26 protein-coding genes are annotated in these 22,220 nt (G+C 74.0%); 14 read left to right on the plus strand and 12 right to left on the minus strand.

What is annotated here, in order from left to right; genetic code table 11:
* Positions 1 to 65: 65 nt before the first annotated feature.
* Positions 66 to 716 (plus strand): TetR/AcrR family transcriptional regulator, encoded by a 651-nt coding sequence (locus tag ABZ312_RS11725; protein ID WP_500326892.1) that lies wholly within the window; start codon positions 66 to 68, stop codon positions 714 to 716.
* Here the strand turns inward: ABZ312_RS11725 and def are convergent.
* Positions 713 to 1,270, minus strand: coding sequence for a peptide deformylase (gene def, locus ABZ312_RS11730; protein WP_500326890.1), 558 nt, complete (start codon positions 1,268 to 1,270; stop codon positions 713 to 715). The two genes, ABZ312_RS11725 and def, sit on opposite strands and share 4 nt — an antisense overlap.
* 163 nt (positions 1,271 to 1,433) lie before the next feature.
* Here def and ABZ312_RS11735 point away from each other — a divergent pair, with 163 nt between their 5' ends.
* The 6 genes from ABZ312_RS11735 (at position 1,434) to ABZ312_RS11760 (ending at position 7,073) form a co-directional block, all read left to right on the plus strand.
* Positions 1,434 to 2,672, plus strand: a complete 1,239-nt coding sequence (locus ABZ312_RS11735; protein WP_500326888.1) for a MurT ligase domain-containing protein — start codon at positions 1,434 to 1,436, stop codon at positions 2,670 to 2,672.
* 31 nt (positions 2,673 to 2,703) lie between these two features.
* A complete protein-coding gene (locus tag ABZ312_RS11740; protein ID WP_500326886.1) occupies positions 2,704 to 3,432 on the plus strand; it encodes a type 1 glutamine amidotransferase in 729 nt (242 codons plus the stop codon).
* Positions 3,433 to 3,619: 187 nt separating this feature from the next.
* A complete protein-coding gene (locus tag ABZ312_RS11745) occupies positions 3,620 to 4,645 on the plus strand; it encodes a 6-phosphofructokinase (protein ID WP_499510332.1) in 1,026 nt (341 codons plus the stop codon).
* A gap of 139 nt (positions 4,646 to 4,784) precedes the next feature.
* Positions 4,785 to 5,738 (plus strand): cytochrome c oxidase assembly protein, encoded by a 954-nt coding sequence (locus ABZ312_RS11750; protein ID WP_500326885.1) that lies wholly within the window; start codon positions 4,785 to 4,787, stop codon positions 5,736 to 5,738.
* A 31-nt stretch (positions 5,739 to 5,769) separates the two neighbouring features.
* A complete protein-coding gene (locus tag ABZ312_RS11755; RefSeq protein WP_500326883.1) occupies positions 5,770 to 6,840 on the plus strand; it encodes a hypothetical protein in 1,071 nt (356 codons plus the stop codon).
* Between the two features lie 71 nt (positions 6,841 to 6,911).
* Entirely contained in the window at positions 6,912 to 7,073 is a 162-nt protein-coding gene (locus ABZ312_RS11760; protein WP_499510335.1) for a hypothetical protein, read from the plus strand.
* Between the two features lie 24 nt (positions 7,074 to 7,097).
* Here the strand turns inward: ABZ312_RS11760 and ABZ312_RS11765 are convergent, their stop codons facing one another.
* The 5 genes from ABZ312_RS11765 to ABZ312_RS11785 form a co-directional block, all read right to left on the minus strand.
* Positions 7,098 to 7,610, minus strand: a complete 513-nt coding sequence (locus tag ABZ312_RS11765; protein WP_500437439.1) for an SRPBCC family protein — start codon at positions 7,608 to 7,610, stop codon at positions 7,098 to 7,100.
* 33 nt (positions 7,611 to 7,643) lie between these two features.
* Positions 7,644 to 8,276, minus strand: a complete 633-nt coding sequence (locus ABZ312_RS11770; RefSeq protein ID WP_500326881.1) for a TetR/AcrR family transcriptional regulator — start codon at positions 8,274 to 8,276, stop codon at positions 7,644 to 7,646.
* Positions 8,276 to 8,965 (minus strand): hemerythrin domain-containing protein, encoded by a 690-nt coding sequence (locus ABZ312_RS11775; protein WP_500437441.1) that lies wholly within the window; start codon positions 8,963 to 8,965, stop codon positions 8,276 to 8,278. Before ABZ312_RS11775 ends, ABZ312_RS11770 begins: the two co-directional genes overlap by 1 nt.
* Positions 8,966 to 9,092: 127 nt before the next feature.
* Positions 9,093 to 9,497, minus strand: a complete 405-nt coding sequence (locus ABZ312_RS11780; protein WP_500437443.1) for a hypothetical protein — start codon at positions 9,495 to 9,497, stop codon at positions 9,093 to 9,095.
* Positions 9,498 to 9,597: 100 nt separating this feature from the next.
* The gene (locus tag ABZ312_RS11785; RefSeq protein ID WP_500326877.1) at positions 9,598 to 10,305 is read right to left on the minus strand and encodes a TetR/AcrR family transcriptional regulator; all 708 of its coding nucleotides are present in this window, start codon (positions 10,303 to 10,305) and stop codon (positions 9,598 to 9,600) included.
* A gap of 118 nt (positions 10,306 to 10,423) precedes the next feature.
* On the opposite strand from ABZ312_RS11785, the gene ABZ312_RS11790 reads away from it, so the two are divergent.
* Positions 10,424 to 11,869, plus strand: a complete 1,446-nt coding sequence (locus ABZ312_RS11790) for an MFS transporter (RefSeq protein ID WP_500326875.1) — start codon at positions 10,424 to 10,426, stop codon at positions 11,867 to 11,869.
* 13 nt (positions 11,870 to 11,882) lie between these two features.
* Here ABZ312_RS11790 and ABZ312_RS11795 read toward each other — a convergent pair whose 3' ends face one another.
* Positions 11,883 to 13,073: a S1 family peptidase gene (locus ABZ312_RS11795; protein WP_500437445.1), complete on the minus strand. Its 1,191-nt coding sequence runs from the start codon at positions 13,071 to 13,073 to the stop codon at positions 11,883 to 11,885.
* A 244-nt stretch (positions 13,074 to 13,317) separates the two neighbouring features.
* Here ABZ312_RS11795 and ABZ312_RS11800 point away from each other — a divergent pair, with 244 nt between their 5' ends.
* The 4 genes from ABZ312_RS11800 to ABZ312_RS11815 all read left to right on the plus strand — a co-directional run bounded on the left by ABZ312_RS11800 (position 13,318) and on the right by ABZ312_RS11815 (position 16,426).
* The gene (locus tag ABZ312_RS11800) at positions 13,318 to 14,034 is read left to right on the plus strand and encodes a lysophospholipid acyltransferase family protein (protein WP_499510343.1); all 717 of its coding nucleotides are present in this window, start codon (positions 13,318 to 13,320) and stop codon (positions 14,032 to 14,034) included.
* Positions 14,035 to 14,126: 92 nt separating this feature from the next.
* Positions 14,127 to 15,185: an NAD-dependent epimerase/dehydratase family protein gene (locus ABZ312_RS11805; protein WP_500326871.1), complete on the plus strand. Its 1,059-nt coding sequence runs from the start codon at positions 14,127 to 14,129 to the stop codon at positions 15,183 to 15,185.
* 38 nt (positions 15,186 to 15,223) lie between these two features.
* Positions 15,224 to 16,054 (plus strand): TIGR02452 family protein, encoded by an 831-nt coding sequence (locus ABZ312_RS11810; RefSeq protein WP_500326869.1) that lies wholly within the window; start codon positions 15,224 to 15,226, stop codon positions 16,052 to 16,054.
* Between the two features lie 9 nt (positions 16,055 to 16,063).
* Positions 16,064 to 16,426 carry a cupin domain-containing protein gene (locus ABZ312_RS11815; protein WP_500326867.1) on the plus strand — a complete coding sequence of 121 codons (363 nt, stop codon included), beginning with the start codon at positions 16,064 to 16,066 and terminating at the stop codon, positions 16,424 to 16,426.
* A gap of 81 nt (positions 16,427 to 16,507) precedes the next feature.
* On the opposite strand, the gene ABZ312_RS11820 is transcribed toward ABZ312_RS11815, so the two are convergent.
* The gene (locus tag ABZ312_RS11820; protein WP_500326866.1) at positions 16,508 to 18,109 is read right to left on the minus strand and encodes an alpha/beta hydrolase; all 1,602 of its coding nucleotides are present in this window, start codon (positions 18,107 to 18,109) and stop codon (positions 16,508 to 16,510) included.
* A 131-nt stretch (positions 18,110 to 18,240) separates the two neighbouring features.
* Between ABZ312_RS11820 and ABZ312_RS11825 the strand changes: the two genes are divergently transcribed.
* Both ABZ312_RS11825 and ABZ312_RS11830 read left to right on the plus strand, forming a co-directional pair.
* Positions 18,241 to 18,597, plus strand: a complete 357-nt coding sequence (locus tag ABZ312_RS11825; protein WP_500437447.1) for a LysR substrate-binding domain-containing protein — start codon at positions 18,241 to 18,243, stop codon at positions 18,595 to 18,597.
* Between the two features lie 658 nt (positions 18,598 to 19,255).
* Complete coding sequence (locus tag ABZ312_RS11830) at positions 19,256 to 19,567, plus strand: antibiotic biosynthesis monooxygenase family protein (RefSeq protein ID WP_499510349.1); 312 nt, start codon at positions 19,256 to 19,258, stop codon at positions 19,565 to 19,567.
* Positions 19,568 to 19,627: 60 nt separating this feature from the next.
* On the opposite strand, the gene ABZ312_RS11835 is transcribed toward ABZ312_RS11830, so the two are convergent.
* Genes ABZ312_RS11835 through ABZ312_RS11850 form a run of 4 tightly spaced genes read right to left on the minus strand, consistent with a single transcriptional unit; the run spans position 19,628 to position 22,208 of the window.
* Positions 19,628 to 20,071 carry a type II toxin-antitoxin system PemK/MazF family toxin gene (locus ABZ312_RS11835; RefSeq protein ID WP_499510350.1) on the minus strand — a complete coding sequence of 148 codons (444 nt, stop codon included), beginning with the start codon at positions 20,069 to 20,071 and terminating at the stop codon, positions 19,628 to 19,630.
* The gene (locus ABZ312_RS11840) at positions 20,068 to 20,829 is read right to left on the minus strand and encodes an urease accessory protein UreD (RefSeq protein ID WP_500358553.1); all 762 of its coding nucleotides are present in this window, start codon (positions 20,827 to 20,829) and stop codon (positions 20,068 to 20,070) included. Before ABZ312_RS11840 ends, ABZ312_RS11835 begins: the two co-directional genes overlap by 4 nt.
* Positions 20,826 to 21,521 carry an urease accessory protein UreG gene (gene ureG, locus ABZ312_RS11845; protein ID WP_500326860.1) on the minus strand — a complete coding sequence of 232 codons (696 nt, stop codon included), beginning with the start codon at positions 21,519 to 21,521 and terminating at the stop codon, positions 20,826 to 20,828. Before ureG ends, ABZ312_RS11840 begins: the two co-directional genes overlap by 4 nt.
* 12 nt (positions 21,522 to 21,533) lie before the next feature.
* The gene (locus tag ABZ312_RS11850) at positions 21,534 to 22,208 is read right to left on the minus strand and encodes an urease accessory protein UreF (RefSeq protein ID WP_500358551.1); all 675 of its coding nucleotides are present in this window, start codon (positions 22,206 to 22,208) and stop codon (positions 21,534 to 21,536) included.
* Positions 22,209 to 22,220: the final 12 nt, after the last annotated feature.

Below are 22,220 nucleotides of genomic sequence, written 5' to 3' on the forward strand. Positions count from 1 at the left end.
TCAACCGGACGAGGGGTGTTACGTTGCGCAGGCGCGAGGAAATTCGAACGGGCGGGGAGGCTCGGGTGGACACCAGCCAGCGGCAGGAGCGGCGGACGCCGTCCGCGGCGGAGGAGCGGCGCAGGGAGCTGCTCGAGGCCGCGGACCGCGTCGTGCTGCGTGACGGCCCCGAGGCGTCCATGAACGCCATCGCCGCCGAGGCGGGCATCACCAAGCCCATTCTGTACCGTCACTTCGGCGACAAGAGCGGGCTTTACCGAGCCCTGGCCAAGCGGCACACCGACGCCCTGCTCGCCAACCTGCGCGCCGCCCTCGACGCCCCCAACGAGCGCCGCGACCGCGTGGAGGCCACCCTCGACGCCTATCTGTCGGCCATCGAGGCCCGGCCGCAGGTCTACCGCTTCCTGATGCACCCCGCCGAGAGCACCGCGGACTCCGACCGCGGTTTCGACATCGGCCGCCACTCCGCCCCCGTGCTGCGCCGCATGGGCGAGGAACTGGCCGACGTCATCGCCGAGCGCCTCGACCTCGGCCCGGAGGGCCAGGTGGCGGCCCGGGTCTGGGGCCACGGCATCGTCGGCATGATGCACGCGGCCGGGGACTGGTGGCTGGGCGAGCGCCCCGTCGCCCGTGACGTCCTCGTCCGCCACCTCGCGGACCTGCTCTGGGGCCGCCTCGCCGCCGTGGGCGACCGCCCGGGCGCGCCGCGCCTCTAGGTCGTGTCGTCACCGGGCGGCCCCCAGGGGGCCCGGCGGACGGCGCGCAGGGCGCGGCGGCGGCGCAGGCCGGTGAGCCGGTCGACGAACAGGCCGCCGCCGAGGTGGTCGCACTCGTGCTGGAGGCAGCGGGCGAAGAAGCCGGTGCCCTCCACGCGCAGCGGGGCGCCGTCGGTGCCGACGCCCTCGACGACGGTCTCGTCGTGCCGCGCGGTGCCCGCGTGGACGCCCGGCAGCGACAGGCAGCCCTCCTCGCCGGTCACCACGACCCCTTCGTTGTGCACGACGCGGGGGTTGACCACGTAGCCGAGGTGCCGGACGTCCTCGTCGTCCGGGCAGTCGAAGACGAACACCCGCAGCGGCACGCCGATCTGGTTCGCGGCCAGCCCCACCCCGTCGTGCGCGTACATCGTGGCGAACAAGTCCTCGACGAGACGGGCGAGTTCGGCGTCGAAGACGGTCACGTCGCGGCAGGGCTCCCGGAGCCCGGGGTCACCCAGCAGCCGCATCGGGCGGACGGTCCCGGAGCTGCCGGGGATGGGGGCGTGTGGCATGCGGGCCAGCGTACGGGGGCGGCTCGTTTCAGCGCCGGTGGGGGAAGTGGATAGGCTGATCGGCGACCGATGCCTTCCGGCCGGTGCAACGGCCCGGGGCACGCACTCCGGCCCGACGGCCGGGGAGGTGAGCGGGGCCGGACGCGAGGAGGATGTGGAGACGATGGCAGGCAATGCGGAGCCACTGTCGCCGCGGGCGAAGCTGGCCGTGACGGCGGGCAAGGCCGCGGCGGCAGTGTCGCGGGCGGCGGGGCGCGGCAGCGGATCGGTGATCGGCGGCCGGGTCGCCCTGAAACTCGACCCTGATCTGCTGGCCCGGCTGGCGACCCATCTCGACGTCGTGCTCGTTTCGGCCACCAACGGCAAGACCACCACGACGAGGCTGCTCGCCGAGGCGCTGCGCGCCAACGGCGAGGTCGTCTCCAACGCCCTGGGCGCCAACATGCCCGCCGGCATCACCTCGGCGCTCGCCGGCGGCTCCGAGGCCCGCTACGGCGTGATCGAGGTCGACGAGAAGTACCTGGCCGGCGTCGCCCGTGACGTCAAGCCCAAGGCCATCGCCCTGCTCAACCTCTCCCGGGACCAGCTGGACCGCGCCGCCGAGACCCGCATGCTCGCCGAGAAGTGGCGCGAGGGCCTGGCCGGCTCGGACGCCATCATCATCGCCAACGCCGACGACCCGCTGATCACCTGGGCCGCCTCCTCGTGCCCGACCGTCGTGTGGGTCGCGGCGGGCCAGGAGTGGAAGGACGACGCCTGGTCCTGCCCCTCCTGCGGCGGTGTCCTGCAGCGGCCGGCCGAGGACTGGTTCTGCGGCGAGTGCGGTTTCCGCCGCCCGACGCCGACCTGGGCGCTGTCCGGCGACCACGTGATCGACCCGTACGGGTCCGCGTGGCCGATCCAGCTCCAGCTGCCCGGCCGCGCCAACAAGTCCAACGCCGCCGTGTCGGCCGCCGCGGCGGCCGCGTTCGGGGTCGACCCCAAGGTCGCCCTGGAGCGGATGTACAAGGTGCAGGCCGTCGCCGGCCGCTACGACGTGGTGTCCTTCCAGGACCGCGACGTACGGCTGCTGCTGGCGAAGAACCCGGCCGGCTGGCTGGAGACCTTCTCGCTGATCGACGGCCCGCCCACCCCCGTGATCCTCTCGGTGAACGCCCGCGGGGCCGACGGCACGGACACCTCCTGGCTGTGGGACGTGGACTACACCCGCCTGGCCGGTCACCCGATCCGGGTCATCGGCGACCGCAAGCTGGACCTCGCGGTCCGGCTCGAGGTGGCGGGGCTGCAGTTCGAGGTGTGCCGGGACTTCGACGAGGCGGTGCGCACCTCGCCGGCCGGCCGGATCGAGGCCATCGCCAACTACACCGCCTTCCAGGACCTGCGCCGCCGCGTCGGCAACTGACCGAAGACCCGTTTCGACAGGAGAACACGCTGTGAGCGACTCCAGCCTGCGTCTGGTGTGGGTCTACCCCGACCTGCTGAGCACCTACGGCGACCAGGGCAACGTCCTGGTCACCGAGCGCCGGGCCCGCCAGCGGCGGGTGCCGGTCACCCGGATCGACGTACGGTCCGACCAGCCGATCCCGACCTCCGGTGACATCTACCTCATCGGCGGCGGCGAGGACCGCCCGCAGCGGCTGGCCGCCGAGCGGCTGCGCCGCGACGGCGGGCTGAACCGCGCGGTCGACAACGGCGCCATCGTCTTCTCGGTGTGCGCCGGCTACCAGATCATCGGCCACGAGTTCGTCAACGACCTCGGCCGTCCCGAACCGGGCCTGGGCCTGCTGGACGTCGTGAGCGTCCGCGGCGAGGGCGAGCGCTGCGTCGGCGACGTGCTGGCCGACATCGACCCCGTCCTCGGTCTGCCCCCGCTGACCGGCTTCGAGAACCACCAGGGCGTCACGCACGTCGGCAAGAACGCCCGCCCCCTGGCACGGACCCGCTTCGGCAACGGCAACGGCACCGGCGACGGCACCGAGGGCGCGTACAACGAGACCGTCTTCGGCACCTACATGCACGGCCCCGTCATGGCCCGGAACCCGCAGATCGCGGACATGCTGATCAAGCTGGCGATGGACGTCAGGGCGCTGCCGCCGGTCGACGACCAGTGGTACGAGGCGCTGCGCGCCGAGCGCATCGCGGCGGCGTCCCAGCCCGCCTGAGGTCCGCAACGTCGCGGGTCCGACCGGGGGAAACGGGGCCAGGGCCGGGTTGTGTCCGCAGTGCGGGCGGCGTTTCCGCCGCCCGCGCCCGGCTCGATAACGTAGTGAGCAGCGGTGCGCGTCGCCGCGGGTCCATCCGGACGACGGCGTCCGGCGCCCGGATCGATCTTTCAGGAGTAACGAGCAAATGCGTATTGGTGTGCTGACGAGCGGCGGCGACTGCCCCGGCCTCAACGCCGTCATCCGGTCGGTCGTGCACCGCGCGGTCGTCGACCACGGGGACGAGGTCATAGGTTTCCACGACGGGTGGAAGGGCCTCCTCGAGTGCGACTACCGCAAGCTCGACCTCGACGCGGTCGGCGGCATCCTGGCCCGTGGCGGCACCATCCTCGGCTCCTCCCGGGTCCGCCCCGAGCACCTGCGGGACGGCGTCGAGCGGGCCAAGGGCCACGTCGCCGACCTGGGTCTCGACGCGATCATCCCGATCGGCGGAGAGGGCACCCTCAAGGCCGCCCGGCTGCTGTCCGACAACGGCCTGCCGATCGTGGGCGTGCCCAAGACGATCGACAACGACATCGCCTCCACCGACGTCACCTTCGGCTTCGACACCGCCGTGACGGTGGCCACCGAGGCGCTGGACCGCCTGAAGACCACCGCCGAATCGCACCAGCGCGTGCTCATCGTCGAGGTCATGGGCCGCCACACCGGCTGGATCGCCCTGCACTCCGGCATGGCGGCCGGCGCGCACGCGATCGTCGTGCCGGAGCGCCCCTTCGACGTCGCGGAGCTGACCCAGCGGGTCGGCGAGCGCTTCTCCGCGGGCAAGAAGTTCGCGATCGTCGTGGTCTCCGAGGGCGCGAAGCCGCGCGAGGGCACGATGGAGTTCGAGTCGGGCGTCAAGGACGTCTACGGCCACGAGCGCTTCACCGGCATCGCCACCCGGCTCTCGATCGAGCTGGAGGAACGGCTGGGCAAGGAGGCCCGCCCGGTCATCCTCGGCCACGTGCAGCGCGGCGGAACCCCCACCGCCTACGACCGGGTGCTGGCCACCCGCTTCGGCTGGCACGCGGTCGAGGCCGCGCACAACGGCGACTTCGGCATGATGACGGCGCTGCGCGGCACCGACATCACGCTGGTGCCCCTCGCCACCGCCGTCGAGCACCTCAAGACCGTCCCCGCCGAGCGCTACGTCGAGGCCGAGTGCGTGCTGTGACGCGCTGACACACTCCTGGAACCGCCCCCGGTCGCGAGCGCGACCGGGGGCGGTTCTAGTCTGGTGCGGGCGCACCCGCCCCAACCGGCACATTGCCGACGGCGCGGTGCGTGCGGCAGGCACGACAGGAGAGTGACGGATGGACCACGGCGGACACGGGATGACGGCGGAGCTCCCGCCGTTCACCCTCGGCCGGGGGCTCGAGTTCAGCGGGGATCCGGTCTTCCTGGCCGGCTGTCTGCTCGCGCTCGCGCTCTACGGCTGGGGCGTCGTACGACTGCTGCGGCGCGGCGACCGCTGGCCGGCCGGACGGATCGTCGCCTTCGTCGCCGGCGTGCTGTCCATCGCCCTGGTGATGTGCACCGCGCTGAACGACTACGGCATGGTCATGTTCAGCGTCCACATGGTGCAGCACATGGTCGTCAGCATGGTCTCCCCCATCCTCCTGCTGCTGGGCGCCCCGGTGACCCTGACGCTGCGGGCGCTGCCGACGGCGGGACGGGGCCGCAAGGGCCCGCGGGAGCTGCTGGTGGCGCTGCTGCACAGCCGCTACCTGCGGGTGATCACGCATCCGGCGTTCACCATCCCGCTGTTCATCGCCAGCCTGTACGGGCTCTACTTCACGCCGCTGTTCGACACCCTGATGGGCAGCCGGACCGGGCACATCGCGATGATGGTCCACTTCCTCGCCGTGGGCCTGGTGTTCTTCTGGCCGATCATGGGCGTGGACCCGGGGCCGAACCGGCCGAGCCATGTGATGCGCATCCTCGAACTGTTCGCCGGGATGCCGTTCCACGCCTTCTTCGGCATCGCCTTGATGATGGCGAGCGAGCCGATGATCGGCGCCTTCAAGCACCCGTCCGCCTCGCTGGGGATCGACGCGCTGGACGACCAGACCGCGGCCGGCGGCATCGCGTGGGCGTTCAGCGAGATCCCGTCGGTGATCGTCCTCGTGGCGCTGCTGATCCAGTGGTACACCTCCGACCAGCGCCAGGCGCGTCGCAAGGACCGCGCCGCGGACCGCGACGGCGACGCGGAACTGGCAGCCTACAACGCGTACTTGGCATCCTTGGAGGCACGGGGTCGCGGCTGACGGGGCCGCCCGCCGCGAAGGGAGGCCCGCGATGGGCGACCAGGTACGGATATCGGGCGACGCGCTGCAGTTGCCGGGCGGTGTCACGGTGCGCTTCATGCGCACCCTGCGGCTGCCGGAGACGGGGACGCATCCGCTCCCACCCGGGATCGGCACCTTCCCGCTGCGCCGGGTCTCGGACCACCCCGACACCGCCCCCCGGGAATGGCTCGCACGGGGCGGGGTCATGCTGCCCGTCTACCAGCGCGAGGCCATGTGGCTCAGCTTCTCGGCCTCCGCGCCGGCCGCGCTCCAGGTGGGCGTCGGCAAGGTGTGCGCGGTGTCGGGGCGGCCGTGGAGCGACCGGCTGTCGCAGGACCCGCAGAACTACGTGGTGCTGCCGCGCCAGCCGTGGCTGGACGGCATCAACTCGGGCTCCGGGACGATCAGGCAGTTCGTGGCCGTGCCCCTGGGTCTGGGCGCGACCGTCGAGGGCCAGGTCACCGGCGAGGAGGTCTGGGGCGGGGTGCAGTTGCAGGTGACCGAACTCGGCGAGGAGCAGTTGGCGGCGTGGGTGGCGGAGCAGCGGCGCCGGGAGAGCACGCGTCGCGCGGCCTTCGGCGGCTACGGCGGCGCCCCGGGGGCGATGCCGATGGCCGCCCCGGCGGCCGCCCCTCCGCCGGCCCCGGGGAGCGTCCCGCGTCCGGGGGGCGCCGCGCGCCGGGCGGGGGGCGCGGGACGGTCCCCGGTCTCCATGGGGCTGGGCGCCGGCGGCCGCATGCGGCAGGAGGTCTACCGTGACGACCGCAAGCCCTCCGACTGGCGCGGCAAGCCCTCGGGCCGGGTCTACGTCCACCTGACGACGGTGCCGGAATGGCGCCGCATCACCGGCGAACCGGCTCCCCCCTCCCCGGTCGACCGCGCCGCGTACACCGCCGCCGGACTGCCCTGGTTCGACTACTACGACGCCGACGCCGACGACCTGGCGGCGCCCGGCACGCTCACCCAGGTGAAGCCGGTCGGCGACTGGCTCGGCGAGGACGAGTCGCCGTGGGTGGCGCCGCACCCGGGTCAGGTGCAGCAGCTGGGGGACGAGGGTCAGGTCACCGACGGCGACTGGTAGCGCACGGCGGGCGGCGGCGGGACCATGGAGTCCGGGCCGCCGCCGCGCGGCCCCCGGGGAGGAGGCCAGGGATGCCCACACCTGCCAAGGCGATGATCACGTGCACGGTGGCGTGTCTGGTCGCCGTGACCGCGTACACGGTGGCGCTCGGCCCCAACGGATGGGTGTGGTTCGCCTGGGTCGTCCTCACCCTGGCCACGATCGGGGTGTTCGCGATCCGCACGCCCCGCTGAGGCTTCCCGGCCGCCGGCCCGTCCTCAGCGCCGTGCCGCGGCGGTCCGCGCGTCGCGGGCGGCGATCGTCCCGATGCGGCGCAGGTCGCCGGTGAGGTCACCGCTGCGGTCGAGGTGGGCCGGGACCAGCCGGCCCACGAGCCACCGGAACCAGGCGGGCGTGTTCCGTATCCGGTAGGTCTGCACCACCCGTGTCCCCGTGCCCGCCGGCTCCACCGCGATGGTCCAGTCGGTGCTGTCGGGGAAGAGCGGGGTGGCGACGGTGCGCCACGTGATCCGGTGCGGGGCCTCGAACGCCACGATCTCGCAGACCCGGCTCCACCTCAGCCGGCCCGATCGGTTGCGGCCGCGGAAGCGGGCGCCGGGTGCCGCCGTGCTCGCCCCGCGCAGCCAGGTGACCCGGTGGCACTCGTGGCTCCACTCGCTGGTCCGGGTCACGTCCGCGACGACGCGCCACACGGCCTCGGCCGGCGCGTCGACGACCACCTCGGTGCGGCACGTCCGGGCGACGCCCCGCTCCCTGTCGTTACCCCTCACTGTTCCTCCCCCTCCAGGTCGTGTGCTCGGGTCTCACGCGTCGAGCAGCCGGTCGATGACACCGGCCACCCACTGTTCGTACTGCTGCGGTGTCCAGCCGGAGATCCCGGTCAGCAGGTGGTAGACCTCGACGCCGAGGACGGCCCACACCCCGTCGAGCTCCTCCCGGGTCACCGCACGCCCCGTGACGCCGGTCAGGCCCTGCTCGACGCTGACGCGCCGGCGCCGCTGGTTGTCCCGCAGCTTCCCCGCCAGGTCGCCGTTGGAGGCGGCCGCCTCGCGCAGCGCGAGGTGCACACCGGCGGTGCGCCGGTGGATGGCGGTGACCAGCCGCGCAGCGGCGGCGATGCGCTCCTGCCGGGTCCCCGACGCGAGTCCGGCGAACTCCGGGCGTTCGGCGAGCGCTTCGGGCTCCGCGTCGCCGACGACGGCGACGTCGAGCGCGGCCATCAGCAGCTCGCCCTTGGACCGGAAGCCCGCGTACACCGTCTCGACCGACACCCCGGCCTCGCGGGCGACGTCACGCATCCCGGTCGCCGCCCACCCCCGCTCGCCGAACAGCCGGACGGCCGCGGCCAGCACGACGGCCCGGGTCTCCCCCGCCTGCTGCTCGCGTCGCGGTGACCGGTACGCGCGCCGCGCCCGGGGCTCCTCCTGCTCCGCCATCAGCGGACCGCCCCGCCCCGCTCGGGGTCCTGCGGCCGCCACCATTGCGCCAGGCGCCGCCGGTAGGCGCGGGCGAAGCCGTGCAGCAGGATGAAGCGCGGAACGGGGGGCACCAGAGCGACCACGATCCGGTGCCCCTCGGGGTCGATGCCGTCGAGCAGCCAGTGCCCCTCCATGCCGAGCTGCCTGAACGACTTGGACTTCACGTTGTACCGCTGGTCCCAGTCACGCCACGCGTCCTGCGTGAGGGTGGCCGACACGACGGGCATGGCCTGCTCGACCTCGCGTTCCAGGTGCGGTACGAGCACGGCCGTCAACGCGTCGAGCGCCGCCAGCAGTCTGACGCGCGCCTGGTCGGAGGCCGTCTCCGCGTACCGCCGGGCGGCGTCCGTCACGGTCACGGCCGCCGGGGTGATCCGGCGGTGGTCGGCGTCCAGCGAGTCCAGCAGCGGCCCGGTGGCCGGGTCGCGCTCGCGCACCAGCGGCCACAGTCCCTCGTCCTCGCCGATGTGGTGCGCGTGGAGGAACTCCATCAGCCACACGACGTGCCGGCCGACCGCGCTCCCCTGCCCCGGCTGCGGATGCGGCTCGGTGGACAACACCGTCCGCGTGCGCTCCAGGTCACGGCGGAGCGCGCCGTGCACGATCCCCATCATCCGTGTGTCCGCGGGTGCGGAACCCGTCCCCATGCCGACCTCCCCGTCGCCGTCCTGCTCGGAGACTAGGGCCCCGGATGTTTTCATTACAACGTCGTTGCGGTGAATTCTGGTCCCGCGGGCACCACCACCCCCCACGCCCTGGCGTGGGTGCAGGCCGTCAGGCCCTCGTCCTTCGTCCGTCCCCTGTCACGGAGGCGACCACCTTGGCGATGACGGCCGTCACGACGAGGCTCCCGGTCAGGACCATCCCGACGCCGACCACGAAGAGGCCGCTTGAGTCGTCCGACCAGTCGACGAAGGCGGCGGCGGTCAGGCCGAGCGTGGTGCCGAGCACGGCGGCCATGACGAAGCCGCGGGACGCGGCCCAGCACACGACCGCCACGAGCGTCACAACCAGCCCTGCGACCTGCCAGGCTTCGTAGGGACCGGTCACGGTGCCGTCGGGCTGCACATCACGGTGGCTGTCCCAGCCCAGCCAGGCAGCCCAGTCGGCCGACGCGACGACGGCCGGCAGGAGGATCGGCAACAACCGGGAAGCGGGATTCACTGTTGATGGGCGCATGACCCGAGCGTCCCGCCCCGCCCGGGCACCGGCCAGAGCGCACGTACTCAGCTCCGGCCGAGTACGTGCCCCCCTACGCGGCAGCCGCAGAGGCCCGGCGTCAGGCCGGGGCGTGGCGGGCGAGGCCGGAGACGAGCAGGTCGAGGCCGAACTCGAAGCGTTCGTCGCCCTCGTCGCGCATGAGGGCGTCGACCATGCCCGTGATGTGCGGGAAGCGCGCGGGGGGCAGCGAGCCGAAGTACTCGCGGATGCGGGCGATGTGCTCGTCGAGGGGGACGCCCGTCCCGCCGAAGCCCTGGCTGTTGCGCAGGCTCTCCTCGACCGCGGTGGCGGTGACGAAGAGCGCGAGGGCGTCCACGCCGTAGGCGCAGACCCGGTCGGACAGGCCGCCGGCCTTGAAGATCGCGAGCATGGCCTCGGCGTTGAGGAGGGCGTTGGGGCCGAAGGGGATGCCCTGGCCGATGGCGGCTCGCGAAAGGTCGCGGTGGGCGACGAGGACGCGGCGGCCCTGCCGGGCCATCTCCTTGATCTGCTCCTGCCACCGCTGCGGGTCGGGCTCGGGGCGGGTCACGTCGGCCTGGATGCGGTCGAGGAGCAGCTCCAGCAACTCCTCCTTGTTGGCGACGTGCGCGTAGAGCGAGGCGGCGCCGGTGTCCAGTTCCTGGGCGACCCGGCGCATGCTCAGCGCGTCGAGGCCTTCGGCGTCGACGACGTGCAGGGCCGCGCTGACGATCGCCTCGCGGCTGAGGCTGCGGCGGGGGGCCTTCTTGCGCTCGGCGCGCCAGGGCGGGACGGGGACCGATGTCACGTGCTGCGCACCTCCGGGAGCGGAACACGAACAGCGTACTTGACACGAACACTGTTCGTCTTCTAGAACACTGTTCGTTCAAAACGAACGCCGTTCGCCCTATCCCGCGGAGGCCCCCATGACCACCCAAGCCCCCTCCCCGCCGGCGCCCCCGGCCGTCGGCCACCCCCTGCGCAAGCTCGGGCTGGCCGTGATCCTCGCCGTCGAGATCATGGATCTGCTCGACGCCACGATCGTCGGCGTCGCCTCGCCCTCGATCCGCGCCGACTTCGGCGGCAGCTCCACGCAGATCCAGTGGATCACCGCCGCCTACACGCTGGCCTTCTCCGTGCTGATGATCACGGGGGCGCGGCTCGGCGACATCGTGGGCCGCCGCCGGATGTTCCTCGTCGGGCTCGCCGGGTTCACGGTGTGCTCCGCGCTGTGCGCGGCCGCGGGCTCCGCGGGGATGCTGATCGGCGGGCGGGCCGCGCAGGGGCTGTTCGCCGCCATGATGGTGCCGCAGGGGCTCGGCATCCTGCGCCAGATGTTCCCGCCGAAGGAGCAGGGGGCGGCCTTCGGCGCTTTCGGGCCGGTCATGGGGCTCGCCGCGGTCGCCGGGCCGGTGCTCGGCGGTTTCCTCACCGACGCCGACCTGTTCGGCTCCGGCTGGCGCTCGGTGTTCCTGATCAACGTCCCGCTCGGCGCCGTCGCCTTCGCCGTCGCGCTGCGCATCCTGCCCGAGGGCCGCTCGCCGCACGCGCCGCGGCTGGACCTGCCGGGGTCGGCGCTGGTCAGCCTCGGGGTGCTCATGCTGGTGTACCCCCTGGTCCAGGGCCGCGACCTGGGCTGGCCGCTGTGGACGTACCTGTCGATGGCGGGCGCGGTCCCGGTGCTCGGCCTCTTCGCCTGGTACCAGCGGCGCCTGGTGGCGCGGGGCGGTTCCCCGCTCGTCGAGCCGGGGCTCTTCCGCCACCGCGGCTTCTCCGCCGCGCTCGTGGTGGGCGTGGCCTTCTTCGCGGCGATCAGCGGGCTGATGCTCGTGCTCACCCTGCACCTGCAGGTCGGGCTCGGCTACAGCGCCCTGCACGCCGGGGCGTCGATGATCCCCTGGTCCGCCGGCACGGTCGTCGGCGCGGTCCTCTCCGGTGCCGTCCTCGGCCCGAAGTACGGCCGGCGCACCATCCAGGCCGGCTTCGCGCTGTCGGCGGTGGCCGTCGCCGCGCTGGCGCTCACCGTGCACCTGGCGGGCCAGGGGGCCACCACCTGGCAGCTGCTGCCCGCCCTCCTGCTGAACGGCTTCGCGATGGGCCTGGTCATGGCGCCGTTCTTCGACATCGCCCTCGCCGACGTCGAGGAGCGCGAGACCGGCTCGGCCTCGGGTGTCCTCAACGCCGTGCAGCAGCTGGGCGGTTCGGTCGGTGTCGCGGTGCTCGGCACGGCGTTCTTCTCGTACGCGGCCGACGGGGGCACGGTGCCCGCGACCCAGTGGACGGCGCTCATGGCCGCGGCCGCGTTCGTCGCGGCCCTGGCGGCCGCCTTCCTGATGCCCCGCCGCGCCCGCGAGGGCGCGACGGGACACTGAAAGAGCACCTGCCTCAGGCGGTGTGCAGGGTCAGGCCGTAACGGGCCAGGATCGGGTTGACGGGCTGGAACCAGGTCTCGCCTCCGGAGGAGCAGTTGCCCCAGCCTCCGGAGGTGACGCCCTGGGCCTGGTCGCCGCTGATGAACGAGCCGCCGGAGTCGCCCGGTTCCGCGCACACGTTCGTCTTCGTCAGGCCGTACACGCTGCCCTGGCTGTAGTTCACGGTCTCGTTCTTCGCCAGGATGGTGCCGCAGTGCCAGTGCGTGGTCGACCCGGACCGGCAGACCGACGCCCCCACCGGCGCCTCGGCGGAGCCGCGCACCAGGGCGTCGGGGACGGTGCCCCAGCCCAGCACCACCGGAACCGTCCACCAGCCGCTGCCGACGTTGACCCAGCCGTAGTCGTTGCCGGGGAACGTGCCGCCCTGGAAGGCGCCGACGTAGGAGCCGTCCCAGCCGTACACGGCGGCGCCGGGCTGGGCGCAGTGCCCGGCGGTGACGAAGCCGCCGTACACCGAGAAACCGATGGAGCAGCGGATGTTGTGGCTGTAGTACGGGTCCCCGCCGACCGTCCCCGCGGAGAGCGTCGCCGGTGCCTGCGCGGCCCGGCGTACCGAGGTGACGACGGCGCCGGGTGCGGCCCGGCGGGCGGAGGCGACGAAGGCGCGCACCGCCGCGGTGTCCCGCGCGCCCGCGCGGACGTCGACGACGACGCGGTTGGCCCGCGGGTCGACGCGCCAGCCGGTCACGGCCGCCGGAGCGGCCCCCGCCCTGGCCCGGCGGTCCAGGACCGCCTTCGCCGCGTCGAGTTCGCCCGCGGAGTGCTCGACGACCCGTACGGCCGCCCCGGTCCCGCGGACGGCCGCGGCCTTGCGTTCGCCGGTCACGGCGACGACGAGGGCGCCCGTGCGCGCGTCGAACCAGGACCCGCCGTAGTCCGCGCCCGCGGCACGCCGGGCGGCGGGCTCCAGACGGGTGGCGGCGGCCTCGTCGCGCAGGCGTTCGCGCGCCTGCGCCTCGCTCAGGCCCAGGTCTCCGGCGAGGGCCCGGACGAGCCCGGCGGACGGCGTGCCGGCGGCGGAAGCGGGTGCGCTCCCCGTGGCGGGAGAGGCGGCGGCGGGAGTGAGCGCGGTGGAGGTCGCGCCCAGTCCCGCCAGGACGAGCAGCACGGACAGGGCGGCACGCGCGCTGATCCTGCGTCTCATGGCAGTTCCCCTAACTGGTGTGGGAGGAAGTGGTGCAGGGGAGGTCGTGAGAGCGCTCTCAAAACTGACGTCGTCGCGAGCCTAGAGGTGACGATTAGTCATGTCCATACCAATCGCTCGGCGCACGCGTGCGGGCCCGGTGACGCACGGCACCCGCCGCGCCTAGACTGACCATCCTCGAACCGCGTTGTGACCTGGCAGAACGCCGCCCCGGAGCCGATCGGCGCCAGTTGGGAGTCAGTCCGTGTTCTACTACGTGCTCAAGTACGTGGTCCTCGGCCCGCTGCTGCGGGTGCTGTTCCGCCCGAGGATCGAGGGCATGGAGAACATCCCGGAGGAGGGCGCGGCGATCGTCGCGGGCAACCACCTGTCGTTCTCCGACCACTTCCTGATGCCCGCGATCCTGCCGCGCCGGATCACCTTCCTGGCGAAGGCCGAGTACTTCACCGGAACCGGCATCAAGGGACGGCTGACCGCGGCGTTCTTCCACAGCATCGGGCAGATCCCGGTCGACCGCTCCGGCGGGAAGGCGGGCGAGTCGGCGGTCCGCGAGGGGCTGAAGGTGCTCGCCAAGGGCGAGCTCCTCGGCATCTACCCCGAGGGCACCCGCTCCCACGACGGACGCCTCTACAAGGGCAAGGTCGGCGTGGCCACCATGGCCATCCGCGCCGGGGTCCCGGTGGTCCCGTGCGCGATGATCGGCACGTACGAGATCCAGCCCGCCGGCCGGCGGCTGCCGCGCATCAAGCCGGTGACGATCCGCTTCGGCGCGCCGCTGGAGTTCTCCCGCTTCGAGGGGATGGACAACGAGCGCTTCGTGGTGCGCTCGGCCACGGACGAGATCATGTACGCCATCCTCGGCCTGTCCGGCCAGGAGTACGTCGACCGGTACGCCTCCGAGGTCAAGGCGGAGCAGCAGGGCCAGTCCGGCATCGGCTCCCGGCTGCGCCGCAGCGCCTGACCGGTCGCACCCTGGGCGGTTGCGCCCTGGGCGGATCCGCGCACGGCGAACGGGCCTGGCCCCGCCGTCACCGGCCGCCTAGCGTCGCCGTCATGACGAGGACTGCGTTCGTGATCGGGGCGACGGGACAGATCGGCCGGGCGTCGGTACGCGCCCTCGCCGAGGACGGCTGGGAGGTGCGGGCCGCCTCCCGCGGGGGCGGCGGTGACGTGGACTGGCCCGACGGGGTACGGCCGGTGGCCGTGGACCGCGAGGACACGGCGGCCCTGGCGTCGGCGCTCGGCGAGGGCTGCGACGTGCTGCTGGACTGCGTCGCCTACGGTCCGGAGCACGCGCGGCAGCTGACGGACCTGGCGGACCGGATCGGCTCCGCGGTCGTCGTGTCCAGTTGCTCCGTCTACGAGGACGGCCGCGGCCGCAGCCTGGACACCGACGGGGAGCCCGGCGGCGCGCCCGTCTTCCCGGTGCCCGTCACGGAGGCACAGCCGGTGCTGGCCCCGGGCGAGGGCGGCTACTCGCCGCGCAAGGTGGCGCTGGAGCGCGACCTCCTCGCGGCTGAGGGACGGTTGCCCGTCACGCTGCTGCGCGCCGGGGCCGTCCACGGCCCGCACAGCCTGCGGCCCAGGGAGCTGTACTTCGTCAAGCGGGCCGTGGACCGGCGGCCGTTCCGGGTGCTCGCGTACGGCGGGGAGAGTCGCTTCCACCCGGTGCACGCCGCGAACCTCGCCGAACTGGTGCGGCTGGCCGCCCGCCGCCCGGGCTCCCGGGTGCTCAACGCCGGTGACCCGTACGCCCCGACGGTGGCGGAGATCGCGGACGCCGTCGGCGCGGTGCTGGGCCACGAGACGGAGACGTACACCGTGGACGGCCCTCCCCCGGCGAAGAACGTCGGCGACACCCCGTGGACCACGGCCCACCCCTTCGTGCTCGACATGTCGGCCGCGGAGCGCGAGCTGGGCTACCGCGCCGTGACCGGCTACGTGCAGTCGCTGCCGGAGAACGTGGCCTGGCTGGTCGAGCGGCTCGGCGGGCGGGACTGGCGGGAGGCCTTCCCCGTCCTGGCGTCGACGTACGACCGGTTCGGCGACCTGTTCGACTACGCGGCCGAGGACCGCTGGCTGGCCTCCGGAAAACCGCTCGCCGCGCCCTGAGAGCCCCACTAGCCTCGGGGCGTGGGAAAGGACCGGACATGAGTGCGCGGCTGCGGGCCCTCGCCAAGGAGACGGAAGGCCTCGTCGCGACCGGCCGGTACCGCACGGCACGCGGCGTGGAGGTGGCGATCGGGGAGGCCGTCGCGCGGGCCGTGCGGGGGACGCGGATGTACGGCCCCGGGCCCGTCGATCCCGGCCCCCGCACGGAACGCACCGGGCCCACGGCCTTCGAGGTGACCGGCGAGGACAGCCTGCAGGCCGCGCGCCGCCTGGTGCGGCAGGCACCGGGGGTCCCGGTCGCCGTGCTGAACTTCGCCTCGGCGCGCAACCCCGGCGGCGGCTACCTCAACGGGGCGCAGGCCCAGGAGGAGGCGGTGTGCCGCGCGTCGGCGCTGTACACGACGCTGCTCACGGCGAGGCAGTTCTACGACTGGCACCGGGCCGACCGCAGCCCCTTCTACAGCGACCGGGTGATCCACTCCCCCGCCGTCCCGGTCTTCCGCGACGAGCACGGCGTCCTGCTGGACGAGCCCTTCGAGGCCGGCTTCCTCACCTCCGCCGCGCCGAACGCGGGGGTGATCGCCCGCCAGGACCCCGGCGCCACGGACCGGGTGCCGGCCGCCCTGACGGCGCGGGCGGGCAGGGTGCTCGAGGTCGCCGCGGCGCACGGCTACCCCTGCCTGGTGCTGGGCGCCTGGGGCTGCGGGGTGTTCCGCAACGACCCGGCCGCGGTCGCGGCCGCCTTCCGCGAGCACCTCTGGCCGGGCGGCCGGTTCGCGGACCGCTTCGGCCGGGTCGTCTTCGCCGTACTGGACCGGCGCGCGGACTCGCCCACCCGAGCGGCCTTCGCCGCCGCCTTCCCCGGGTAGAGGAGTCCCATGAGCGACAAACGCAACATCGACACCGTGATGGACGCCGTGGACCAGAAGTGGATGCCGCACGTCCTCGCCGAGGTCAACGACTACGACGTGAAGGTGGCCAACGTCGAGGGCGACTTCACCGAGCACGCGCACGCGGACACCGACGAGTTCTTCCTCGTCCTCGCCGGCCGTCTGCACCTGGAGCTGCCGGACCGTACGGTGACCCTCGGCCCGCACGAGGTGTTCACCGTGCCCCGCGGTGTCCCGCACCGCCCGCGCGCCGAGGAGGGCACCCGCATCCTGATGTTCGAGCCGCGCGGCACGGTCAACACCGGCGACGGCAACGAGGGCACGGGCACGACCGGGGTACGGCTCGGATAGCCGGACGGGCCCGGAACGCCGGACGGCCCCGCCGCGCCCCTGTGGGCGCCGCGGGGCCGTCCGCCTGTGTACCGCGGAGGGTCAGCTCGTGGGCGGCACCGGCGTGGCGTGCGGGGCGCACGTCACGTCGGACCGGTCGAGCCTGCCCGTCACGAAGTAGCCGGTGACCCGGTCGTTGATGCAGGGGTTGACCAGGCCGGTGACGCCGTGCGAACCGGCGCCCTTCTCGGTGATCATGAGCGAGCCCTTGAGCCGCTTGTGCAGCTCCACGGCGCCGGTGTACGGGGTCGCCGCGTCACGGGTGCTCTGGACGATCATGACGCGCGGCAGGCCGTGGCCGGTCCGCACTTCCACGGGGTTCTGCTGCGGGACGCCCCAGGTGGCGCACGGCAGGTTCATCCACGCGTTGGACCAGGTCAGGAACGGGTACTTGGCGTGCAGACGGGTGTTGTCGCGGTCCCAGGTGCGCCAGTCACGGGGCCACTTGGCGTCGGTGCACTCCACCGCCGTGTAGACCGCGTTGCCGTTCTCCGAGGAGATGTTGCCCGCGGTGTCCGACAGGTCGGGCGCCGCGGCGTCGACCAGCGCCTGGGTGTCACCCGCGAGGTAGGCGCTCCAGATCCCGGCCACGGCCGCCCACGACGAGTCGTAGTACGGCGCGCTCTGGAAGAGGCCGAGCAGTTCGGCCGGGCCCACGACCCCGCCGATGGGGTGCGCCTTGGCGGCGGCCCGCAACTGCTCCCACTTCGCCTGGACCTTCGCCGGGGTGTTGCCGATGTGGTAGACGGAGTCGTAACTGGCGACCCAGGCCTTCCAGTCGTTCCAGCGGCCCTCGAAGGCGACGTCCTGGTCGAGGTTGTTCCGGTACCAGATCTGGTCGCGGGACGGGTTGACGACGCTGTCGACGACCATGCGGCGCACGTGCGACGGGAAGAGCGTGGCGTAGACGGCGCCGAGGTAGGTGCCGTAGGAGACACCGAGGTAGTTGAGCTTGCGCTCGCCGAGGGCGGCGCGGACGACGTCGAGGTCGCGGGCGGTGTTGGCCGTCGTCATCTGCGACAGCATCGCGGCACCGGTGCGCTCCTTGCAGCCTTCCGCGTACTCGGCGGCCAGCTTGCGCTGCGCCCGCTTGTCGGCCTCGCTGTCGGGAACCGGGTCGGCCTTGGGGGCCTTCACGAACTCCTGCGGGTCGGCGCAGGAGATGGGCGCCGAGTGGCCGACACCGCGCGGGTCGAAGCCGACGAAGTCGTAGGCCTTGGCGGTCGCCGCCCAGATCGGGTTCTTGGTCGTCACGCGGAGCGGGAACCGCATGCCGGAGCCACCAGGCCCGCCCGGGTTGTAGATGAGGGCGCCCTGGCGCTCGGCGGCGGTGCCGGTGTTGCCGATGCGGTCCACGGCGATCTTGATCGTCTTGCCGAAGGGCTTGGCGTAGTCGACCGGAACGGTCACCCAGCCGCACTGGACGGGGTTCGCGATGCCCCAGTCGGCCGGGCACGCGGCCCAGTCGATGCCCTTCTTCGCCGCGTGCGCGGCGGCGATCCGGACGCCGCGGGCCTCGGCGGCGCCGCTGTGTCCGTGGGCCTTCGGCGCGCTGCGGGCGACCGCGGTCTGCGGTGCCGCCGTGGCGACGGTGCCGGCTATCAGGGCCGCGGTCAGCCCGAGCACGGCCGTGCGTCTCACCATGAACTCCCCCTGCTGTTGGTGCCGCTCGTGGCGGCCTGAACGCAACTGCAGGGGGATCCTTTCGTCCCGGAGGCCCCGGGGAGAAGATCTTATGAGTGTTTCTTTACCAACGCATAAGGCGGGAGCTCCGGTTGGCGGCGTGCGCGGGTCACCGGACCGTCGCCGGCCGGCTCCGGCTGGACGAGGGCCGCCAGGTGGAACGGGTGGCCCGGGAGTTCGGCGACCCGGGGTTCGCCGTCGGGGTCGTGGCCGGGGCCTCGCCCCTGGCGGCCGGCGCCCGGACGGCGAGGGCCCTGGCACGGCTGCGGGAACTGCGCCCGCGCGCCCGGGTGACGCTGCGGGAGCTGGACCGCGCGGAGGTCGTCACCGGGGTGGCGGCAGGAGGGCTCGACGTCGGGCTGGTCGACGGCGCGGCGGCGTCCGGCGATCCGCTGCGGCTGCCGAGGCCGGCCCGCTGCACGCGGTGCGCTGCTCCGAGGAGGACCTGACGGTGGTCCTGGCGGAGGATCATCCGCCGGCCCGCCGGCCCCGCCGGCGGGGAGTGCGGCTGGCCGGACCTCACGGACGCCCTGTGGGTCGACGCGCCGGCCGCCGCGCTGCCACCGGCGCTGCTGCATCCGGCCGCGGCCGGGACGGCTTCCGGGCGGGCGTGCGGCACGAGGGGCCCGAGGTCTGGACGGTGACTCGTCAGGTCGGGGCTCGGTCCGGCGCTGCTGCCGTGCTCCGCGGCCGCGGGGGGGGGCGCCCGGCGTCGCCGTGGTGCCGCTCACCGCACCGCGGCTGGTCCACCGTACGGAGGTGCTGCACCGCGGCGGCGCGGGCCGGGCGGCTGTGCTGACCGGCCTGCTGACCAGGGCGCCCGGCCCGCAGCGGCCGACGGGGCTCACCCGTTCGGCCCAGTGCCTTTTGCCCCGCCCAGGTGACGGCCGCACAGTCGAGGGACGGCGGTATCTGGGCGCCCCATCCCCCCGGGGTGGACGAGGCGGTCCCCCGGGCGACCGTCCCGGGACCCGCGCTCGACGGCCCCTGCCACGCGACTCCCGCGCCGCCCCGTGCGATCGAACGGCCCGCCCGGGCCCCACGCCACCGTCCTGAGCGCGGCTGCGGCGTGCGCACGGTCCTCGCGCCCCCAAGGATCGAGGTCCCATGGACAGCACACCGAAGACACGCGTCGTTCTGCGGATTCGCCTGCACGAGGGCAAGGGGGATCAGTATGCGGCGGCATACGACCTCGTGCACCAAGGCATCGTCTCGGCAGACGGCTTCATCAGCTCGCAGCTGTGCCGGTCCCACGCGGACCCGGACAGCTGGATCGTGACCAGCGAGTGGCGGTCGCTCGACCAGTACCTCGCCTACCTGGCGAGCGAGGACTTCAAGGCGCGGCGGGTCGGGCTGCGCGAGTGCATCGTGGAGCACGAGTCGACGCAGTACGCGGTCGTCGCCGACGTGAAGCCGTGACGCCGTGAAGGCCCCGGCCCCGGGGACGGTAGCCGCCCCCGGGGCCGGTCCGCGTGCGCGTCAGCGCCAGCGGTACAGCTCCTTGAGCCGGTTCACGACGATGTTGAAGCGGCCCCGGTCCAGCGCGCAGGCCTCGCGGCGCATGCCGTCGGGGTGGACGCGCAGCACGCGGTCGACGTTCACCCAGGACGGGCGGCCGGACTTGTCCCACGGGCCGGAGCCGATGGCGACCCACTCCCGGTCGTCGTTGTGCTCCTTGCTGGACAGCTGCACGGCGAGCAGCGTGTCGGTCCGCTCGCGCGCGACGACGAGGACCGGACGGTCCTTGCCGCGGCCGTCGTTCTCCTCGTAGGGCACCCACGTCCAGACGATCTCGCCCGGGTCGGGGTCGCCGTCGTGGGCGGGTGCGTACTCGGTGCGGACGGGGCCGACCTGCTCCGGCTGGGCCTCGGTGGTCGCACTGGGGCCGTAACGGCCCGGGTTCTCGGTGTCTATCGACGTCACGGGGCCACGCTAGCCGACAGGATGCGGCGCAGGCACAGCCCGTCCGGCGCGAGCGCGGTCAGCAGCGCGGCGGGACCGGCGAGCGGGGTCAGCACGGCCTCGCCCTGTTCTGCGTCCCGCACCGGCACCCGTGCCTCCACCGGCTTGTCCGTGAACGCGGGGTCCACGACCAGCAGTTGGCCCGCCGCCCGGTGCGTGTGCAGGACGGCGGGCCCTGACCAGCCCGCCGCGCCCGGCCCGAAGGAGAGCTGCTGGTCCAGCAGCGGACGGCCCCCGACCCGTACCGTGAGGCGGGTGGTGAGCCCGCCCGGCCGCTCCCCCGCCCGGCCGAGGATCTGCTCCTCGCGCAGCACGAGGCGGGCGCCCGGGGCGAGTTCGGCCGTCGTGGTCATGAGCAGGTCGCTGCCCTCCGCGGCGATCAGCGGCTCCGGCAGCCAGTGCAGCACGGCGTCCTCGCCGACGGTGAGCCGTACGTCGTACCGCGCCTGCTCCCCGCCCCGTCCGGGCAGCGACACGGTGGCCGCCGCCGCGTCCACGTGGAGCACGGCGCCGGGCCGGGCGGTGACGTGCACGGCCAGCCGGTCGCCGCCCAGCGGCGCGCTCATGGCGCCGACGACCGTCACCCGGGCCGCCCGTGCGTCGGCGGACCGCGTACGGCGCAGCGCGAGCGGCCCCTCCCCGGTGAGTTCGGGCAGTGCGGTGCCGCCGCGGCCGTCCGGGACGGCGGTGATCCGGGCGGTGGCGTGGACGCCGCTCACGCGGGGACCGCCGCCCAGGCCGTCAGCCGCGTACGGATCCACTCGGCGACGGGGGCGACGCCGTTCTCGGCGACGAGGGAGGTGAAGACCACCGGCAGGTCGCCGCGCTGCCGCTTCGCGTCGCGCGCCATGCGGCCGAGGTCCGAGCCGACGTACGGGGCGAGGTCGGTCTTGTTGACGACCAGCAGGTCCGCGGTGGTGACCCCGGGGCCGCCCTTGCGCGGGATGTCGTCGCCGCCGGCCACGTCGATCACGAAGACCTGGGCGTCGACCAGGCCCTTGGAGAAGGTGGCGGTGAGGTTGTCGCCACCGGACTCCACGAGGACGAGGTCGAGCGGCCCGACGCTGTCCTCCAGGTCCTCGACGGCCTCGAGGTTGGCCGAGATGTCGTCGCGGATCGCGGTGTGCGGGCACGCACCGGTCTCCACCGCGGCGATCCGCTCGGGCGGCAGGACGGCTTTGCGCAGGAGGAAGTCGGCGTCCTCGCGGGTGTAGATGTCGTTGGTCACGACGGCGATGGACAACTCCTCGCGCAGCGCGCGGCACAGCGCGGCGACGGTGGCGGTCTTGCCCGAGCCGACCGGGCCGCCGAGGCCGATGCGCAGGGCGCGGCGGCTGCCGTCGGGGCGGGCGGTTGGGGTGGCCCAGGTGTGCCGTTGCGGGAAGACGGTGTGGTCGTGGTCGAGGTGCATGAGGGGGTCCCCCTAGGAGGCGAAGAGGCGGACGGGCCACCCGGCGTGGGCCTCGGCGTACACGTCGAGCAGCGGCGCGGAGGCGGCGGGCAGGGCGTCGGTGCCCTCGGTGAGGCAGCGGTGGGCGGCGTCGGCGGCCCGGCCGGCGACCTCGTCCAGGTCCGGGGCGAGCCGGGCCAGCACGGCGGTCACCGCGAACGGGTCGAGGCTCAGCAGGCGTACGGCGGCGGTGGCCGGGCCGGTCACGGCCTCGTACGCCGCCGCGTGGGCGGCGTCCAGCGGGGTGAGGCCGGCGGCCCGGGCGGTCACGCCGAGCACGACGGGCTGGTGGGCCCCCCGCGGCCGGGCGGCGGCGAGCGCGTCGAGCGCGGGCGACGGCCAGGCGGCGCGGGCGGCCCGCGTCATCTGGCGGCCGAGGCGGCGGGCGGTCTGCCGCAGCGCGGGCGAGGGGGTACGGGCGTCGGCGGCCTCGTCCAGTGCGAGCGGGTCGGCGCCCGCGGCGGCCGCGGCGGCGAGCGCCGCGGCCACCAGGCCCGTGGTGTGCAGCCTGCCCCGGCAGAACTCCTCGAGCGTGTCGGGGCCGGTGATGCGGCCCGCCGTGACGGCCGCCTCGGCCCCTCCGGAGTGGGCGTGGCCCCCGGCGGGGAAGCGGCCGTCGGCGAGCAGCAGCAGCGCGGCGCGGTTCATCGTCCCCCTGCT

It is taken from the genome of Streptomyces sp. NPDC006207 (assembly GCF_040613835.1).
GTDB lineage: Bacteria > Actinomycetota > Actinomycetes > Streptomycetales > Streptomycetaceae > Actinacidiphila.

Bases quoted from the DNA above. Each gene is read 5' to 3' on its own strand.
- def (WP_500326890.1), bottom strand. From the start codon at position 1,270: ATGCCACACGCCCCCATCCCCGGCAGCTCCGGGACCGTCCGCCCGATG.
- ABZ312_RS11735 (WP_500326888.1), top strand. From the start codon at position 1,434: ATGGCAGGCAATGCGGAGCCACTGTCGCCGCGGGCGAAGCTGGCCGTG.
- ABZ312_RS11745 (WP_499510332.1), top strand. From the start codon at position 3,620: ATGCGTATTGGTGTGCTGACGAGCGGCGGCGACTGCCCCGGCCTCAAC.
- ABZ312_RS11750 (WP_500326885.1), top strand. From the start codon at position 4,785: ATGGACCACGGCGGACACGGGATGACGGCGGAGCTCCCGCCGTTCACC.
- ABZ312_RS11755 (WP_500326883.1), top strand. From the start codon at position 5,770: ATGGGCGACCAGGTACGGATATCGGGCGACGCGCTGCAGTTGCCGGGC.
- ABZ312_RS11760 (WP_499510335.1), top strand. From the start codon at position 6,912: ATGCCCACACCTGCCAAGGCGATGATCACGTGCACGGTGGCGTGTCTG.
- ABZ312_RS11770 (WP_500326881.1), bottom strand. From the start codon at position 8,276: ATGGCGGAGCAGGAGGAGCCCCGGGCGCGGCGCGCGTACCGGTCACCG.
- ABZ312_RS11775 (WP_500437441.1), bottom strand. From the start codon at position 8,965: ATGGGGACGGGTTCCGCACCCGCGGACACACGGATGATGGGGATCGTG.
- ABZ312_RS11780 (WP_500437443.1), bottom strand. From the start codon at position 9,497: ATGCGCCCATCAACAGTGAATCCCGCTTCCCGGTTGTTGCCGATCCTC.
- ABZ312_RS11790 (WP_500326875.1), top strand. From the start codon at position 10,424: ATGACCACCCAAGCCCCCTCCCCGCCGGCGCCCCCGGCCGTCGGCCAC.
- ABZ312_RS11795 (WP_500437445.1), bottom strand. From the start codon at position 13,073: ATGAGACGCAGGATCAGCGCGCGTGCCGCCCTGTCCGTGCTGCTCGTC.
- ABZ312_RS11805 (WP_500326871.1), top strand. From the start codon at position 14,127: ATGACGAGGACTGCGTTCGTGATCGGGGCGACGGGACAGATCGGCCGG.
- ABZ312_RS11810 (WP_500326869.1), top strand. From the start codon at position 15,224: ATGAGTGCGCGGCTGCGGGCCCTCGCCAAGGAGACGGAAGGCCTCGTC.
- ABZ312_RS11815 (WP_500326867.1), top strand. From the start codon at position 16,064: ATGAGCGACAAACGCAACATCGACACCGTGATGGACGCCGTGGACCAG.
- ABZ312_RS11820 (WP_500326866.1), bottom strand. From the start codon at position 18,109: ATGGTGAGACGCACGGCCGTGCTCGGGCTGACCGCGGCCCTGATAGCC.
- ABZ312_RS11830 (WP_499510349.1), top strand. From the start codon at position 19,256: ATGGACAGCACACCGAAGACACGCGTCGTTCTGCGGATTCGCCTGCAC.
- ureG (WP_500326860.1), bottom strand. From the start codon at position 21,521: ATGCACCTCGACCACGACCACACCGTCTTCCCGCAACGGCACACCTGG.
- ABZ312_RS11850 (WP_500358551.1), bottom strand. From the start codon at position 22,208: ATGAACCGCGCCGCGCTGCTGCTGCTCGCCGACGGCCGCTTCCCCGCC.